Origin of the sequence: Verrucosispora sioxanthis (assembly GCF_010560025.1) — a bacterium.
Lineage (GTDB): Bacteria > Actinomycetota > Actinomycetes > Mycobacteriales > Micromonosporaceae > Micromonospora > Micromonospora palythoicola.
In genome coordinates this window covers 834,484-850,838 of record NZ_SAIY01000002.1, presented here as the reverse complement: position 1 = coordinate 850,838, position 16,355 = coordinate 834,484, and the positions used below count along the sequence as shown (strand labels likewise).

Here is a 16,355-nt window from a genome sequence, read left to right as displayed (position 1 = left end):
GGGCCGGACCACCCGCACCGGCTCCGAACCGTCGACGTGCCGCCGCCGGCCCCGGGTACGCCCGGGCCGGCGGCGCGCGACGGCGGTCGCTACAGGCCCTCGGCCACCGAAGCGGCGATCTTGAGCCAGGCGTCGCGGGTGGCCGTCGACAGGTGCGCGTAGCGCAGCGGCTCGCCGGTGTCGATGAGCCGCTCGTAGGGGGCCAGCAGCACCGCCCGGGTACGCGCGGCGAAGTGTTCCTGGATCGCCGGCAGGTCGATCTCCTTACGGGACGGTGGCATGGAGACCACCGTGACCGCCTGCCGGACCAGCCGGTGCCGTCCGCTCTGTTCCAGGTGGTCGAGCATCCGGGCGGCGGTCTCCGCCGAGTCGTTCCGAGCGGACATGGTGACCACCAGCTGGTCGGTGGCGTCCATGGCGGCCTGCCAGTTCTGTGCCCGGACGTTGTTCCCCGTGTCCACGAAGATCAACTTGTAGAACCGGCTGACCACCTCGCGGATCTCGCCGAAGGCGGCGGCGGTGAGCATCTCGCCGCCGGTGGCCGACTCGTCGGAGGCGAGCACGTCGAACATTCCCTCGCCCTGCGAGCGGACGTACTGCGACAGATCGCCGACCCGCCCCTGCGCGCCGTGGAACTGGCCGAGATCCCGGAGCAGGTCCCGGACCGTACGCGAATGGAAGTCCTGCTGGGCGCGCATGCCGAGGGTGCCCTGGGTCTCGTTGTTGTCCCAGGCCAGCACGTATCCACCGCGATTCTGACCGAAGGTCATCGCGAGCAGCAGGATGGCGACGGTCTTGCCGGCGCCGCCCTTCGGGTTGACCACGGTGACCTGCCGCAGCCCACCGAAGTTGCGGCGCACCATCTCGATGTCCCGTTTGCGTTCCAGCTCGTGCCGGCCCGGCGGGAGCTTCACCAGGCCCGTCTTGTTGACCACGGCGCGGAGCCCAGTCGTCGCGACCGGGTCGGCGGGGCGTACCTGCCGACGGCGGGCGAAGTCCTCGGCGGTGGGCGCCGCACCGGCCTCCGGATTCCAGGCCGGCTCCGGGTAGGCCGACGGCACCGGTGGCGCGGTGTTGGTCTGCGGATAGGGCTGCTGGGGTGCCGGCGGCATGGTCGGCGGGGCGCCCTGCTGCCACGGCGCGGGATGCCAGGCCGGCTGTGGTGGGAACGGGCCGAGGCGCCGGCGCGTACGACGGTGGGGCGGCGCTCAGGCTGCGGCGGCCCGCCGGGTCTGGCGGTCCGCCGCTGCGGGGCCGGCGGGGTGGTGACGCGGGCGGCACATCGGCATCCGACGACACGGGCGGCAGCGGAGCACCGGGCTGCGGCACCGGGGCGCTGCCAAAGCTGCGGCGCGACGAAGGGGGTACGGGCTGGGTTGGGTTGGGGTGGCAGCGGCTGCGGAATCGGGGGCAGCGGTTGGGCCGGCCCGGCCCAGGTGGGGCGGGGCGGCCCGACCGACGTTTCGGCGGGCGTGAGCGGGTCGGATCCGGAACGCTGCGGTGGATGTGCCCACGGCGACTCCGTCTGCGGTCGGGCCACCGGCGGGGCCGCGTCATCCTCGGCACCCGTGTCGACCAGGTCCGCCGCGTCGTCCGCCGGGTCCTGGTGATGGGAGTCGGTCGGCCCACCGTCGCGGGTGGGTGCGACGGCGGTGGGCCGGTCCAGGGTGAAGGGCAGGTCCAGGTCGACCTGGCCGGGCCCGGGTCGGGGTGCCGGCTCCCAGCCGGTGGCGCTCGGCGCGCCGTTCGTCAGCGACGGATAGTCAGCGGGTGAGGGAGGTGCACCGGGTGCGTGCGTCGGCCGTCCGGGCACGTGCTGCGGCTCCGCCGTCGTGGATGGATAGACCGGTCCTGCGACCTGGGGAGGATAGGCCGGTCCCGCGACCGGGGGCGGATCGGTCGGCTGCGTGACCGGAGGCTGGTTGGTCGGCTGTGCGGGCGACGGCGGCGCGGGCGGAGGTGGCACGGTGGGTGGCACCGGCGGGGCGGCCCACGTCGGCGCGCCGAAGCCGTCGATCTGCTCCGGCGGCCAGAGTGGTTCGATGTCCCGTTCCGGCATGCCATGCTGGCCGGGCACGTGCACCCGGTCGGCGTTGTCGTCCACCACGGTGTCCTCCCCATTCCTCCTGACGAGGATAGGCCCAGTGGCCGACCCGGGCCTCCGGTGCGCCGGCCGGCTCAGGTCAGGCCGCCCAGACCGCCCAGGCACCCGGCTCGGTCCACCAGGACCGCTTGCGCGTCAGCTGCCCAGCCACACCGTCGTCCAGATACGGCAGCAGCCTTGTCCTGGGCACCTCGACGCGGCTCCGCCGCGGGCCCGCCGGACCTCTCCAGGTGTACCCGGCGCCGACCCCACCGCGACCGGTGACCACTCGGTACGGGCTGTCGCCACCTCGACCAGGCCGTCGGGTCGGGGCCAGCCAGCAGCGTCACGTCGTCGAGTCGGGCGTAGCCGCCCTGCGTTGCCGATCGCGCAGGCGAGCAACGGTTCGTCGCCGCCTGACAGCACGGCGTCGTCCACCTCGACCCGGCTGCCGCGCCAGCGCAGCGGGGTGTTGTCCTCACCGGCGGCAATTGAGCAGCGCGCCGTCCAGCGTCACCGAGCCACCGTCGTGACGCAGCAGGTCGAGTCGGCGTGGTGTGCCGTCCAGCACCGCGGCGGCCACCGCCGCCGGGTCGCGGGGCAGCCCGGAGTTGCGCAGCGAGGTCGCGGTGCGTCGTGCCAGGCCGGATCGCGGCAGCAATCACGGTGGCAGGTCCGGCACCGTCCGGCCGGCCAGTCGGCTGGGCGGCGATCGGGGCGGTGGCGCGTACCGCCGCACCATCCGGCGGAGCACCGCGCGCAACTGTGCGTCACCGGCCACGGCGACGACGAGGCGGGTCTTGGTATCGGCGTCCGGCCAGGTGAGGCCGTCGGGGCGCGACGGCCCGTCCAGCCGGGCCAGCACCTGGTCGATCTCGGCGTCCGACCGGGCGGTCACCGTCTCGACCCGGGCACCCCGGGCGGTCAGCGCATCGGCGCAGGCCAGCACCGGCACGCGCGGCGTCTCGCAGCGTTCCTCGCGATCGTCGGTGGTGGCGGCGCCACCACCACAGCAGGCTCCGCCGCTGCCACACCCGGCTCCCGGAGCATCCCGCTCGGAGCCGAGGGTGAGCAGCACCACGTCGTACACGGGTAGCTCCTCCTGCTGTTCCCGACGCGACCCCTGCCGGTCGTGCCGTCACTACTTGTTAACCTGACACCCCGGGCTCGCTGACCGGTCGCCATCTGGCACCCGAGCCTTCTGGAGGCGAGAAGATGCCAGCGATCGTGCTCATCGGCGCTCAGTGGGGCGACGAGGGCAAGGGCAAGGTTACCGACCAGCTGGGTGAGCGGGTCGACTACGTCGTCCGCTACTCGGGCGGCAACAACGCCGGCCACACGGTGATCACCCCGGACGGACAGAAGTACGCCCTGCACCTGATGCCGTCGGGTGCGCTCTCCCCGAACGCCGTGATCGTCATCGGCAACGGTGTGGTGGTCGATCCGAAGGTGCTGCTCACCGAGATCGACGGCCTGGCCGAGCGGGGTGTCGACGTGTCCCGGCTACGGATCTCCGGCGACGCGCACCTGATCATGCCGCACCACCGCGCGCTGGACCGGGTGGTGGAGCGGTACCTGGGCAGTTCGCGGATCGGCACCACCGGCCGGGGCATCGGTCCGGCGTACGGCGACAAGGTGGCCCGGATGGGCATCCGGGTGCAGGACCTGCTGGACCCGGGCATCCTGCGCAAGAAGCTGGAACTCGCGCTGCGCGAGAAGAACCAGGTGCTGTTCAAGGTCTACAACCGCAAGGCGATCGACGTCGACGCCACCATCGAGGAGTACCTGGAGTACGCGGAGCGGCTGCGGCCGTACATCGCGGAGACCCGGGCGATGCTCTGGGACGCCCTGGACCGTGGCGACACCGTCCTGCTGGAGGGTGCCCAGGCCACCATGCTCGACATGGACCACGGCACCTATCCCTTCGTCACCTCGTCCAACCCGACGGCCGGCGGGGCGTGCGTGGGTGCCGGCATCCCACCGACCGCGATCACGAAGGTGATCGCGGTGAGCAAGGCGTACACCACCCGGGTCGGTTCCGGACCGTTCCCCACCGAGCTGTTCGACGACAACGGTCAGCACCTGCGCAAGGTCGGCCACGAGTACGGCACCACCACCGGCCGGGAACGCCGCTGCGGCTGGTTCGACGCGGTCGTCGCCCGGTACGCCTGCCGCCTCAACGGGGTCACCGATCTGGTGATCACCAAGCTGGACGTGCTCACCGGCCTGCCCACGGTGCCGATCTGTGTCGGCTACGAGATCAACGGCAAGCGGGTCGACGACATGCCGATGACCCAGACCGACTTCCACCACGCCGTCCCGATCTACGAAGAGCACCCCGGCTGGTGGGAAGACATCACCAAGGCGCGCACCGAGGAAGACCTCCCCGACAACGCCAAGCGCTACATCGCCCGCATCGAAGAACTCTGCGGAACCCGCGTCAGCGTCATAGGCGTAGGCCCCGGCCGCGAAGAAAACGTAACCCGCCACCCCCTCCTCCCCTAACCCCCACCCCACCCCACCCCGCACCTCCGCGTTGATCATGAAGTTGTTGTCACCCGTACGGCGTGTCGGGAGCAATAACTTCATGATCAACGCATTAGGGTGGTGGGGTTATCCACAGGCGGGGGCTGGTTTTCCACAGGGGGTTTCGTCGATCTCCGTGGCCCTGGACAGTCAGTCGGGTGGATGCGTTGACGGTGGTCCGACAGGTGGCGGCCAGGCAGGACTCGGTGGTCACGTTGGCTCAGGCCCGTGCCGCCGGGCTGACAGTGCACGAGGTGCATCGGCTCTGCCGCGCCGGCCGGTGGCGCACGGTGGCCAGAGGTGCCTACCTGGTGGATGCTGATCTGCACGACGGGGTGCCGCGCCGGGCGCGGATCAGGGCGGCGGTCGCGTCATTCGGCCCCGGTGCCGCTGCGGTGCTGGCGACGGCCGCCGAGCTGTATGACATCGCCGGCGTCCAGAGGTCAGAGGAAATCCACGTTTCGGTGCCCGGCATCGCCGCGCGGCCGGTGAGACCGAACGATTCGCAGGTTACGCTGCACCAACTCGCGATCGAGCCGACACAACTCGGTGAGGTTGCCGGGATCGCCGCCACCGTGCCGGTACGAACAGTCGCGGATCTCATCCTGAGGTTGCCCCGCTATCCGGCGGTGTGCCTCGTCGACTCTGCGCTCAACCAGAGGTTGGTCCGGGATGAAGACCTGCCCGCCATCCATCGCCTCATCCGGGGACGGCGTGGGGCGGTAGCGGCCCGTGGTTACCTCGCTGAGGCGGATTGCCGGGCACAGTCTCCGCTGGAGACGCGCACCCGGTTGCGGTGCGTTGACGGACGGGTCCCGCCCGACGTCCTTCAGTTGGAGGTACGAGACCACGATGGCTATCTGCTCGGCATCGGTGATCTGGGTTGGCGGCGGCACCGAATCATCGCGGAGGCTGACGGGAAGGGCTCGCACAGCGCCCCCGTCGCTGTCTTCGCTGACCGCCGTCGGCAGAACCGACTGCTCAACGCGGGATGGGCCGTCCTTCGCTTCACCTGGGCTGACACACTCCAGGCCGAGTACATCCCCTGGACCGTGCGACAGGCCATGCAGATGGCCGCCGAGCGCGGCCGACCATGAAGTTGTTGCCCAAGCTACGGCGTGTCGGAGGCAATAACTTCATGATCAACGGGATCGGCGGCGGGGTCGGTAGGATGACTCGGCGTGCGGGTTCTTCTTCTTGGTGGTGGTGGGCGGGAGCATGCGCTCGCCCTGGCGTTGGCCGATGATCCGTCTGTTGAGGCGCTGATCGCGGCACCTGGTAATCCGGGGATCGCGGCGGTGGCGCAGTTGCGGGCCGTCGATCCGGTCGATCCGGTGGCGGTGGCGGGGCTCGCCGTCGAGGTGGGCGCGGACCTGGTCGTGATCGGGCCGGAGGCGCCACTTGTCGCCGGGGTTGCCGACGCGGTTCGGGCGAAGGGCATCGCGGTCTTCGGGCCGTCGGCCGAGGCGGCCCGCCTGGAGGGCTCCAAGACCTTCGCCAAGGAGGTGATGACCGCCGCCGGTGTACCCACCGCACGGGCCTACCCGTGCACCGACGAGGCGAGCACGGCTGCCGCCCTGGACCGGTTCGACCCGCCGTACGTGGTCAAGAACGACGGGCTCGCCGCCGGCAAGGGCGTGGTGGTCACCGACGACCGTGCCGCAGCCGAGGCTCATGCGCGCGAGTGCGGTCGCGTGGTGATCGAGGAGTACCTCGCCGGCCCGGAGGTGTCGCTGTTCGTGGTCACCGACGGCGAGACCGCGGTGCCGCTGCTGCCGGCGCAGGACTTCAAGCGGGTCGGCGACGGTGACAGCGGGCCGAACACCGGCGGCATGGGAGCGTACGCGCCGCTGCCGTGGGCGCCGCCGGATCTGGTGGACGAGGTCATGCGGGACGTGGTGCACCCGACGCTCGCCGAGATGCGCCGCCGGGGCACGCCCTTCTCCGGCCTGCTCTACGTCGGGTTGGCGATCACCGCCGACGGCCCCCGCGTGATCGAGTTCAACGCCCGCTTCGGTGACCCCGAGACCCAGGTGGTGCTCGCGCTGCTGGAGACGCCGCTGGGTGGGCTGCTGCACGCCGCCGCCACCGGCACTCTTGCCGACCATCCGCCGCTGCGCTGGCGTACCGGCGCCGCGGTGACGGTGGTGGTCGCCGCCGAGGGCTATCCGGCGGGGCCGCGTACCGGCGACGTGATCACCGGCGGCGAACAGCCCGGCGTGATCCACGCGGGCACCGCCCGCCGGACCGCCGACGGCGCCCTGCTCTCCGCCGGCGGCCGGGTCCTTTGTGGTACGGCCACCGGCCCGGACCTGGCCGCCGCCCGCGACGCCGTCTACCAGGTGGTACGCGGAATCGAGCTGCCCGGATCGCACTACCGCCGGGACATCGCCGCCACCGCCATCGACGGCCGGATCACCCTGCCCGGCTGATGGGCAGGTGCCGGGGCAGGTCGATAAGGGACACTGTCGGTATGCCTACCGTTGCCGAGGGTGCTCGTTTCACCGGTGCCGTGACGCGTCGGAAAACCAACCGCCGACACGGCAACTCGACGCATCGGTGGTGGCGTCTCTAACCGGTGAGGGAGGTGGGATGGACGCCGACGAGTTCGAGACGTTCGTACGCGAATCCGCACCGACGCTGCGTCGGTACGCCCGCGCCGTCACCGCCGATCCGGGCCAGGCCGAGGAGCTCCTCGAGCAGACCTACGCGCGGGTGGCCACGTCGTGGCATCGGCTCCTGGCCGACGGCAGTCCGCTCGGGTACGCGAAGGTCGCCATGGTCCGGCTGCACGTGAGCCGGCTGCGGAGGATCGCCCGTCGGGTCCGGTCGCTGCCGACCGCCGGAAGGCCGGTGGGTGCCGAGGTCGGTCGGGTGGACGACGGTCACCTGCGCCGGCTGCTCGCCGGGCTGGCCCCGTTGCAGCGGGTGGTACTGGTCATGACCTACCTGGACGACCTGGACGACGAGTCGATCGCGGCGGCGATCGGGCGCCGCCCGGGGACCGTCCGATCGCTGCGTCATCGCGCCCTCGGCACCGTGCGGGACGGCTTGCCGATCGCCCGGGTACGCCCGGAGATGGAGGCGGCGGGATGACCGACGTCCGGGACGCGCTGCGTCGGGTGTGGACCACCGAGCCCGGGGCGCCCGCGCCGGATCCGCTGCCGGCGGTGCGGGCCCGGCTGCGCCGTCGCCGCCGGGTGCGGGCCACCGCCGCCGCGCTCGCCTCGTGCGCGGTCGTCGGCTTGGCGGTGGTCATGGCCGCGACGGCACGGCACGACGAACCTTCGCCGTCCTCCGTCGGGCCTCCGGCCAGCCCGGTCGCACCCGAGCTGCGGGGCCTGCCGCCCGATCTGCTGCCGGTCGACGCCACCAACGCGGTGCTGCGGATGGCCCGGCCGGAGGTGGTGCCGGCCGGCACCCGGTCGGCGTACGAGGGCGCCGGCCCGGTTTCCCGAGTGGTGGCGGTGACCGATTTCGAGGCTCCACCGGGCCTGCCCGGCACACCGCGCGAGGTGACCGTCCCGACCAGTGCCGAGGTGCTGGCCACGGACGAGCCGGCGACGTCCACGGCGTACCTGTCGGCGTGGGCACCGGACGGGCGCTGTTGGTTCCTGGCGGTGACGGCAGCAGATGCAAAGACCCGGTGGTCGACGCTGGACGCCCTCATCGAGGCCAATCTCGGTTAGGCGACCGTTCAGGCCGGCTGGACCGGCCGATCGGCCACCGTGGGCCGTTGACATCCCGTGTCACGATCATCGTGCCGGTGGCCGGCCAGGGCCATCGGGACGGGGAAGGAGGACGCGGTGACCGGCTTTCTCGGCGCGGCGCTCAGCTTTCCGACCGTGCTGTTCAGCTTCCTTCTGGTGGTGGTCGTCGGCTACTGGCTGCTGGTGTTGACCGGCGTGCTGGATCTCGGCGACGACCTCGACGTCGACGGCGTGCCGGGCACCGTACTTGCCGGTCTCGGCCTGGGCGGTGTGCCCAGTGCCGTCATCTTCTCCCTGCTCGTGGCGGTGGCCTGGTTCGTCAGTCTCGCCGGCACCGCCCTGCTGGACGGCCTCGGGCTCGGTTCCGGCACCCGGATAGCCGTCTCGGTCGGTGTCCTGCTGGGCGCCGCGGCCTGCGCGTGGCTGGTGACCCGGCTGGTCGCGGTGCCGTTGAGCCGACTCTTCCCCACCGAGACGGACGCCACCCGGCACGCCTTCGTCGGCCGCCTCTGCGTCGTACGCACCGGTACGGTCACCGCCGACTTCGGTCAGGCCGAGGTGACCGCGGCCGACGGTTCGTCGGCGGTGGTGCAGATCCGGCAACCGGGCGACGAGCGGATGCCGGCCGGCAGCTCCGCGTTGATCTACGACTACGACACCGACGGCGAGTTCTTCTGGGTGATGCCCGCCGGACCCGCCTTCGACCCGCTGAGACACGTTCCCGAATAGTTCACCACCAACCCGCCGAGTGCGGCCGGTCAACCCCCTTCGGCCGGCCCGCCCCACGCTGCCCCTGAGCCGCCCCGAAAGGAGGATGCGCGGCGTCCCGTCCGGCCTTCTCGGCCGGTCGCCATCGCACGCGCGCCCAGCCATGGATGTCATCACCACCGGTATAGGCGTACTCCTCGCCGTTGTCCTGCTCGTCGCGCTCGGCGTGGTGTTCATGGTCAGCCGGCTGTTCCGCAAGGTCGAGCAGGGCAAGGCCCTGATCGTGTCCAAGGTGCGGCGGGTCGACGTGACCTTCACCGGCGCGGTCGTGCTGCCCGTCCTGCACAAGGCCGAGATCATGGACATCTCGGTCAAGACGATCGACATCGAACGGACCGGCAACGAGGGTCTGATCTGCCGCGACAACATCCGGGCGGACATCCGGATCACCTTCTTCGTCCGGGTGAACAAGACCGTCGAGGACGTCATCAAGGTGGCGCAGGCGATCGGCACCGCGCGGGCCAGCGACCGGGAAACCCTCCAGGAGCTGTTCAACGCGAAGTTCTCCGAGGCGCTCAAGACGGTCGGCAAGCAACTCGACTTCGTCGACCTCTACACCAAGCGCGACGAGTTCCGGGACCAGATCATCCGGGTGATCGGCACCGACCTCAACGGCTACAGCCTGGAGGACGCGGCGATCGACTTCCTGGAGCAGACGCCGATGGCGCAGCTCGACCCGAAGAACATCCTCGACGCCCAGGGCATCCGGAAGATCACCGAGCTGACCGCGCTGGAGCACGTGCGGACCAACGAGTTCCGCCGCAGCGAGGAGAAGGAGATCACCCGGCAGAACGTCGACGCTCGGGAGGCGATTCTGGAGCTGGAGCGCCGGCAGGCGGACGCCGAGGCCAAGCAGCGCCGCGAGATCGAGACGGTACGGGCCCGCGAAGAGGCCGAGGTCACCCGGGTACGCGCGGAGGAGCGCCTGCGGGCGGAGACGGCGAACATCCGTACCGACGAGCAGTTGGGCATCCAGCACGAGAACCGGGCCCGGGAGATCGCGGTCGCCGAGAAGAACCGTGAGCGGGTCATCGCCATCGAGACCGAGCGGATCGAGAAGGACCGCCTGCTGGAGGTGATCGGCCGGGACCGGGAGACCGAGCTGAGCACGATCGCGAAGGACAAGGAGGTCGAGGCCGAGAAGCGGGCCATCGCCGAGGTGATCCGGGAGCGGATCGCGGTGGAGAAGACCGTGGCCGAGCAGGAGGAGAACATCAAGCGGCTGCGGGTGGTCGAGGAGGCCGAGCGGACCCGGCAGGCGTTGGTCATCCAGGCCGAGGCCGAGGCGCAGGAGAACCTGGTCAAGGACATCAAGGCGGCGGAGGCCGCCGAGGCGGCGGCCAAGCACCGCGCCCGCGAGGAACTGGTGCTGGCCGAGGCCCGGCAGCAGGCCGCCGAGCTGGACACCCGCGCGAAGATCCGGCTGGCCGAAGGCGTCCAGGCCGAGGCGGCCGCGGCCGGGCTGGCCGAGGTGCAGGTCCAGGAGCGCAGCGCCGAGGCGATCGAGAAGGTCGGACGGGCCGAGGCCGCCGTCGAGCGGGAGAAGGCCGTGGCCGCCGCCGAGGCGGTACGCGAGAAGCTCAAGGGCGAGGCCGAGGGTCTCACCGAGAAGGCCGCCGCGATGGCCGCGCTCGACGACGCGACCCGGGAGCACGAGGAGTACCGACTGCGCCTGGAACTGGAGAAGGAGGTCCGGCTGGCCGGGCTGGACACCCAGCGTCAGGTCGCCGAGGCGCAGGCCAAGCTGGTCGCCACCGGCCTGGAGAAGGCGAACATCGACATCGTCGGCGGCGACAGCATCTTCTTCGACCGGCTGCTCAGCTCGATCTCGTACGGCAAGAGCGTGGACGGTTTCGTGGCCCACTCCGACGTGGCGAAGAACCTCGCCCAGCCGTGGCTGGACGGCAGCGCCAGCTTCACCGACGACCTGGCCCGGATGGTCGGCTCGATCGACAGCGCCGACGTGCAGAACCTCACCCTCTCGGCGTTCCTGATGCAGCAGATGCGCTCCGGCGGCGGGGACAAGGGCAAGCTCCAGGAACTGCTGAAGGCCGCGCAGCGCCTCGGCGTGGCGGAGACCCCGGTCGCCGCCCTGACCGGCCCACGGCAGCGCGCCGGTGAGTGAGCCGACCACCGGTCCGGCCGCCGTCGGGCGTACGCCCGGCGACGCCGGACCGGCCCCGGCCGTCTCGGACCCGACCGGGCCGGGAGCCGCGGACGTCGGCACCCGGCCGGGCCTGGACGACGGCAGCTACGAGGTGCTGCGTCGGCGGCTCGCCACCCAGGCAGGCGAGTTGGCCCGCCGGGCGGAGGCGCTCAACGCCCGGCGGCTGGAGGTCTTCGGCAGCACCGAGCTGCGGCTGCTGAGCACCGAACGGATCCGTACGGAGCACAACTGCGTACCCCGGGACATCGTCTCGGTGGGCGGGCTGATGCTGTTCGGCTACAACGTGTTCATCGGGTTGAAGCCGGAGACCTCCGTCGACGACGTCTTCTCGCTGCACCGGTTCGGTCGCGAGTCCCGAGAAGCCGGCGAAGGCGGTGACGACGGACCGGAGGTGGCCGGGTTCCGGTTCGACGAGGCGGGCCACGACGAGCTGCCCGGCCTGCTCCGCGACCCGCAGTTCGTCCGCGACTTCGGTGAGCTGTACCGCTACTACCGGCAGGCCCGCCTGCTGCAGCTGCGTCGGGTCGACGGTCGGCTGCTGGCGGTGTTCCAGACCGGTCCGCGCACCGAGGACATCCGGGTGCTGCGGTGGCGGGTCGGCGTCGACGGGGTGCCCGAGTACCTGGACAGCCGGGGCGAGCGGGACCACGTCTTCCCGCCGTCACACGACTTCGAGTGGACCGAGACGACCCGCGAGGACCACGTCCTCGGCCGGCATCCGCACATCTCGATCGACGGCCAGGTCTTCGTGGAGACGGTCGGCGGCACGCTGACCGTCAAGGTGGAGAACAACACCGAGGTCGGCGAGGGCGTCTACAGCGAGCCGGTGGACGAGCCGTTGCAGAGTCTCGCCGACGCCGACGTGCACTGGGCCCGGGTGGGGCCGCTGATCCTGTTGCGGCTGCGGCCGTACAAGGAGACGCAGTGGCGGCACCTCGTGTTCAACACGCTCACCCGGGAGGTGGTCCGGCTCGACGGCATCGGCGTCGCCTGCCAGCGGCTCCCCGAGGACCACGGCATCATCTTTCCGGGCGGATACCACCTGGTCACCGGCGTCACCAGGACGTTCGACACCGACGTGTCGGAGCTGGAGTTTGAGCGGGTGGTGCGTTCGCCGAACGGCGAGGACGTGCTCTACGTCTTCCATGCCCGCGCCGACGGCCGCAGCCTGCTGCTGCCGTACAACGCGATCCGCAAGGAGGTGGCCGCACCGATCCCGTGCCACGGCTTCTCGCTGTTCGACGACGGCACCCTCGTGGTGTTCCGGGCCGTGTCCGAGGAACCGACCCGGGTCCACCCGATGCAGGTCTGGCAGACGCCGTACGTCTCGGACGCGTACGCGGCGGCGCAGCCGGCCGGCACCGGGCCGCTGGAGCGGATCGGCAACGCCGACCTGGTACGCGGCATCTCCGACTGCCTCTCGGCGGCCCGGATGGTCGACGGCACCGCCACCGCCGAGGTCTACGACGCGTTGCTCGCCGCCTGTGCCCGGATCACCGACCACTACCACTGGCTCGGCGAGGACGACCTCGGTGACCTGGCCACCCCGCTGGCCGGGCTGCGTCGCACCGCCGCGGCCGTGCTGGAGGAGCACGAGAAGGTCCGGACCCTCACCGAGCGGGCCCGTGCCGAACTGGACGACAGCGCCGAGCAGATCGCCTCGCTGGCCCGTCGGGCGCGTGGCGAGGCGCCGCTGACCGCCGACGACTGGGTCACCCAGTTGGGTGGCCTGCGCCGCGCCCGGGGGCACCTGGAGACGCTGCGGGAGCTGCGCTACGTCGACCACGCCCGGATCGACGAGCTGGCCGGTCGACTCGACGAGGAACTGGCGGTGGCCGGTCGCCGGGCGGTGGAGTTCCTGCGCCGCGACGAGGCGTTCACCGGTTACCAGCAGGAGGTCGCGCGGCTCGCCACGAAGGCCGCCGAGATCGGCACGGTGGCCGAGGCGGGCACCGTCCACGACGAGCTGGCCGCGCGTACCGACGGACTACAGACCATCACCGACGTGGTCGGCGGGTTGGACATCGCCGACGCGACCGTCCGCACCGGCATCCTGGGCCGCGTCGGTGAGGTGCTGGGCGCGGTCAACCGGGCCCGCGCCGTGCTGGACAAGCGCCGCCGGGAGCTGGCCGCCGCGGAGGGCCGGGCCGGCTTCGCCGCCGAGTTCGCCCTGCTCGGGCAGGCGGTCACCGGGGCGCTGGCGGCGGCGGACACCGCCGAGCGCTGCGACGAGCAACTGGGCCGGCTGCTGCTGCGGGTGGAGGAGCTGGAGTCCCGATTCGGCGAGTTCGACGACTTCCTCGCCGAACTGGCCACCCGGCGCACCGACATCTACGAGGCGTTCTCCTCCCGTAAGCAGGCGCTGCTCGACGAGCGGGCCCGCCGCGCCGACCGGCTCGTCGCCTCCGCCGAACGGATCCTGGTCAGCGTGCACCGGCGAGCCGGCACCCTCGGCTCGCTCGACGACATCAACACCTACTTCGCGGCCGATCCGATGGTGGACAAGCTGCGCGCGGTGGTCGAGGAGCTGCGTACCCTCGGCGACGCGGTGCGGGCCGAGGAGCTGGTCGGCCGGGTCCGGGCCGCCCGCCAGGAGGCCGGGCGTGGCCTGCGCGACCGGCTCGACCTGTACGCCGACGGCGGTGAGACGATCCGGCTGGGTCGGCACCGCTTCGCGGTGAACACCCAACCGATCGACGTGGCGGTGGTGCCAGCCGAGGGCCGGATGGTGGTGGCGGTGACCGGCACCGACTACCGCGCCCCGGTACGCGACGAGGAGTTCCAGCAGACCCGACGGTTCTGGGACCAGTTGCTGGTCTCCGAGTCGGCGCAGGTGTACCGGGCCGAGTACCTGGCCACCTCGATCCTGGCCGCCGCCGAGGCCGGTCGCGACGGCCCCGGACTGGACGAGTTGCACACGGCGGCGGTGGACGTCGACGGGCTGCGGGAACTGGTCCGGCGGATCGCCGAGACCCGCTACGACGAGGGCTACGAGCGCGGCGTGCACGACCACGACGCGGCCGAGATCCTGCGGGTACTGCTGCGCCTGCACGCCGGCGCGGGGCTGTTGCGCTACCCGCCGGCCGACCGCGCCGCCGCCCAACTCTTCTGGCGGTACGCCACCGACGAGTCGGCCCGGTCGACCTGGACGGCACGCGCCGCCTCGCTGGCCCGGGCCCGGGCGCGGTTCGGTCGCCCTGACGGCGCGGACGCCACCGACCAGCTCTGCGGCCAACTGGCCGAGGCGATCGAGGTGTTCCTGCGCGACGCCGGACTGCCGGTGCCGCCCGGCGGCACCGCGCTCGCCGGCGAGTACCTGTTCGCCGAACTCGCCGCACCGCCGGTGCGGTTCGTCACCGGCGGTGGGGCGCGTGCCCTGCTGGACCGGTTCCGCCGGGCGCTCGGCGGCCCGCAGTCCCGTTCCTCCCGCGAGTTCGACGACGACCTGAGGGCGCTCGGTGACGACCTGGCCGGCCGATACCAGCTGATCGAGGCGTGGCTGACCGCCTTCCTGGCCACCGACGACGGCGGCCTGTCCGGCTACGACCTGCCGGAGGCGGTCGCCGTCGAGCTGTGCGGCCCCGACCTGGCGCGGGAGGACAGCGCGGCGACGATGACGGAAACGGTCGGCGGCCTGCTCGGCGCGCATCCGCGCATCGACGGCTCCACTCTCGACGTACGGCTGGACGAGATGCTGGCCCGGACCCGCACGTTCCGCACCGACCTGGTGCCGGCGTACCGGGACTACCAGCGGCGACGCAACGCGCTGGTGGAGGTCGAGCGGGAGCGACTGCGGCTGGAGGAGTACCGGCCGAAGGTGATGAACGCCTTCGTCCGCAACCGGCTGCTCGACGAGGTGTATTTGCCGCTGATCGGCGACAACCTGGCCCGGCAGCTCGGCGCGACCGGCGACGGCAAGCGGGTCGACCAGTCCGGCCTGCTGCTGTTGATCTCACCGCCCGGCTACGGCAAGACCACCCTGATGGAGTACGTGGCCAGTCGGCTCGGCCTGGTCTTCGTCAAAGTCAACGGGCCGGCCCTGGGCACCAAGGTCACCTCGCTGGACCCGGCGGAGGCGCCAGACGCCACCGCCCGGCAGGAGGTCGAGAAGATCTCCTTCGCCCTGGAGCTGGGCAGCAACGTGCTGCTCTACCTCGACGACATCCAGCACACCAACCCGGAGCTGTTGCAGAAGTTCATCTCGCTCTGCGACGGGCAACGCCGGATGGAGGGCGTCTGGGAGGGCCGGACCCGGACGTACGACCTGCGCGGCAAGCGGTTCGCGGTGTGCATGGCGGGCAACCCGTACACCGAGTCGGGGAAGCGGTTCCGGGTGCCGGACATGCTCGCCAACCGGGCCGACGTGTGGAACCTCGGCGACGTGCTCTCCGGCCGGGAGGAGGTCTTCGCGCTCAGCTACGTCGAGAACGCGCTCACCGCGAACCCGGTGCTGGCACCGCTGTCCGGTCGGGACCGGGCCGACCTGGAGCTGCTGGTGCGGATGGCTCGGGGCGACGACACGGTCCGCGCCGACCAGCTGTCCCACCCGTACCAGCCGGTGGAGCTGGAGCAGGTCGTCTCGGTGCTGCGCAAGCTGCTGCGGGTGCAGCAGGTGGTGCTGGCCAACAACCAGGCGTACATCGCCTCGGCGGCGCAGTCCGACGACGCCCGCACCGAACCGCCGTTCCAGCTACAGGGGTCGTACCGGAACATGAACAAGCTGGCCGAACGGATCGTCCCGGTGCTCACCGACGAGGAGTTGGAGGCGGTGATCGACGATCACTACCTGGGTGAGGCGCAGACCCTGGCGGCCGGCGCGGAGGCCAACCTGCTCAAGCTCGCCGAGCTACGCGGTCGGCTCACGCCGGAGCAGGCCGCCCGCTGGGCCGAGGTGAAGGACGCCTTCCAGCGCTCGCGGGCGCTCGGCGGCACCGGCGACGACCCGGTCGACCGGGCGGTCGGCGCGCTCGGCCTGCTCGCCGACCGGGTCGGCGGCGTCGCCGCCGCCATCGGCCGCGCCACCGACCGCTGATCCCCGACGTCACGACTTGCGGCAAGTGGGGCCTTCCCGCCGAGGTGATGGCCCGGGTTGCCGCAAGTC

Annotated in this window: 9 protein-coding genes and 1 pseudogene; 8 read left to right on the top strand and 2 right to left on the bottom strand. The window is 71.8% G+C overall.

Going from position 1 to position 16,355, the window contains the following annotated elements:
• Positions 1–89 precede the first annotated feature (89 nt).
• Positions 90–1,112 carry a MinD/ParA family ATP-binding protein gene (locus tag ENC19_RS31775; protein ID WP_235944551.1) on the bottom strand — a complete coding sequence of 341 codons (1,023 nt, stop codon included), beginning with the start codon at positions 1,110–1,112 and terminating at the stop codon, positions 90–92.
• 1,071 nt (positions 1,113–2,183) lie between these two features.
• A pseudogene (locus ENC19_RS09140) lies at positions 2,184–3,173 on the bottom strand (hypothetical protein).
• Positions 3,174–3,298: 125 nt separating this feature from the next.
• On the opposite strand from ENC19_RS09140, the gene ENC19_RS09135 reads away from it, so the two are divergent.
• The 8 genes from ENC19_RS09135 to ENC19_RS09100 all read left to right on the top strand — a co-directional run bounded on the left by ENC19_RS09135 (position 3,299) and on the right by ENC19_RS09100 (position 16,286).
• The gene (locus ENC19_RS09135) at positions 3,299–4,588 is read left to right on the top strand and encodes an adenylosuccinate synthase (protein WP_164446695.1); all 1,290 of its coding nucleotides are present in this window, start codon (positions 3,299–3,301) and stop codon (positions 4,586–4,588) included.
• A gap of 179 nt (positions 4,589–4,767) precedes the next feature.
• Positions 4,768–5,706 (top strand): type IV toxin-antitoxin system AbiEi family antitoxin domain-containing protein, encoded by a 939-nt coding sequence (locus tag ENC19_RS09130; protein ID WP_164446694.1) that lies wholly within the window; start codon positions 4,768–4,770, stop codon positions 5,704–5,706.
• A gap of 84 nt (positions 5,707–5,790) precedes the next feature.
• The gene (gene purD / locus ENC19_RS09125; RefSeq protein ID WP_164446692.1) at positions 5,791–7,041 is read left to right on the top strand and encodes a phosphoribosylamine--glycine ligase; all 1,251 of its coding nucleotides are present in this window, start codon (positions 5,791–5,793) and stop codon (positions 7,039–7,041) included.
• Between the two features lie 160 nt (positions 7,042–7,201).
• A complete protein-coding gene (locus ENC19_RS09120) occupies positions 7,202–7,705 on the top strand; it encodes an RNA polymerase sigma factor (protein WP_164446691.1) in 504 nt (167 codons plus the stop codon).
• Positions 7,702–8,298, top strand: coding sequence for a hypothetical protein (locus tag ENC19_RS09115; protein WP_164446689.1), 597 nt, complete (start codon positions 7,702–7,704; stop codon positions 8,296–8,298). The genes ENC19_RS09120 and ENC19_RS09115 overlap by 4 nt, the downstream gene beginning before the upstream one ends.
• A gap of 117 nt (positions 8,299–8,415) precedes the next feature.
• Positions 8,416–9,048 carry a hypothetical protein gene (locus ENC19_RS09110; RefSeq protein ID WP_164446687.1) on the top strand — a complete coding sequence of 211 codons (633 nt, stop codon included), beginning with the start codon at positions 8,416–8,418 and terminating at the stop codon, positions 9,046–9,048.
• A gap of 142 nt (positions 9,049–9,190) precedes the next feature.
• Complete coding sequence (locus ENC19_RS09105) at positions 9,191–11,212, top strand: SPFH domain-containing protein (protein ID WP_164446685.1); 2,022 nt, start codon at positions 9,191–9,193, stop codon at positions 11,210–11,212.
• Positions 11,205–16,286, top strand: a complete 5,082-nt coding sequence (locus ENC19_RS09100; protein WP_328824187.1) for a DNA repair ATPase — start codon at positions 11,205–11,207, stop codon at positions 16,284–16,286. The genes ENC19_RS09105 and ENC19_RS09100 overlap by 8 nt, the downstream gene beginning before the upstream one ends.
• The last annotated feature ends 69 nt before the right edge of the window (positions 16,287–16,355 follow it).

Bases quoted from the DNA above. Each gene is read 5' to 3' on its own strand.
- ENC19_RS31775 (WP_235944551.1), bottom strand. From the start codon at position 1,112: ATGCCGCCGGCACCCCAGCAGCCCTATCCGCAGACCAACACCGCGCCA.
- ENC19_RS09135 (WP_164446695.1), top strand. From the start codon at position 3,299: ATGCCAGCGATCGTGCTCATCGGCGCTCAGTGGGGCGACGAGGGCAAG.
- ENC19_RS09105 (WP_164446685.1), top strand. From the start codon at position 9,191: ATGGATGTCATCACCACCGGTATAGGCGTACTCCTCGCCGTTGTCCTG.
- ENC19_RS09120 (WP_164446691.1), top strand. From the start codon at position 7,202: ATGGACGCCGACGAGTTCGAGACGTTCGTACGCGAATCCGCACCGACG.
- ENC19_RS09115 (WP_164446689.1), top strand. From the start codon at position 7,702: ATGACCGACGTCCGGGACGCGCTGCGTCGGGTGTGGACCACCGAGCCC.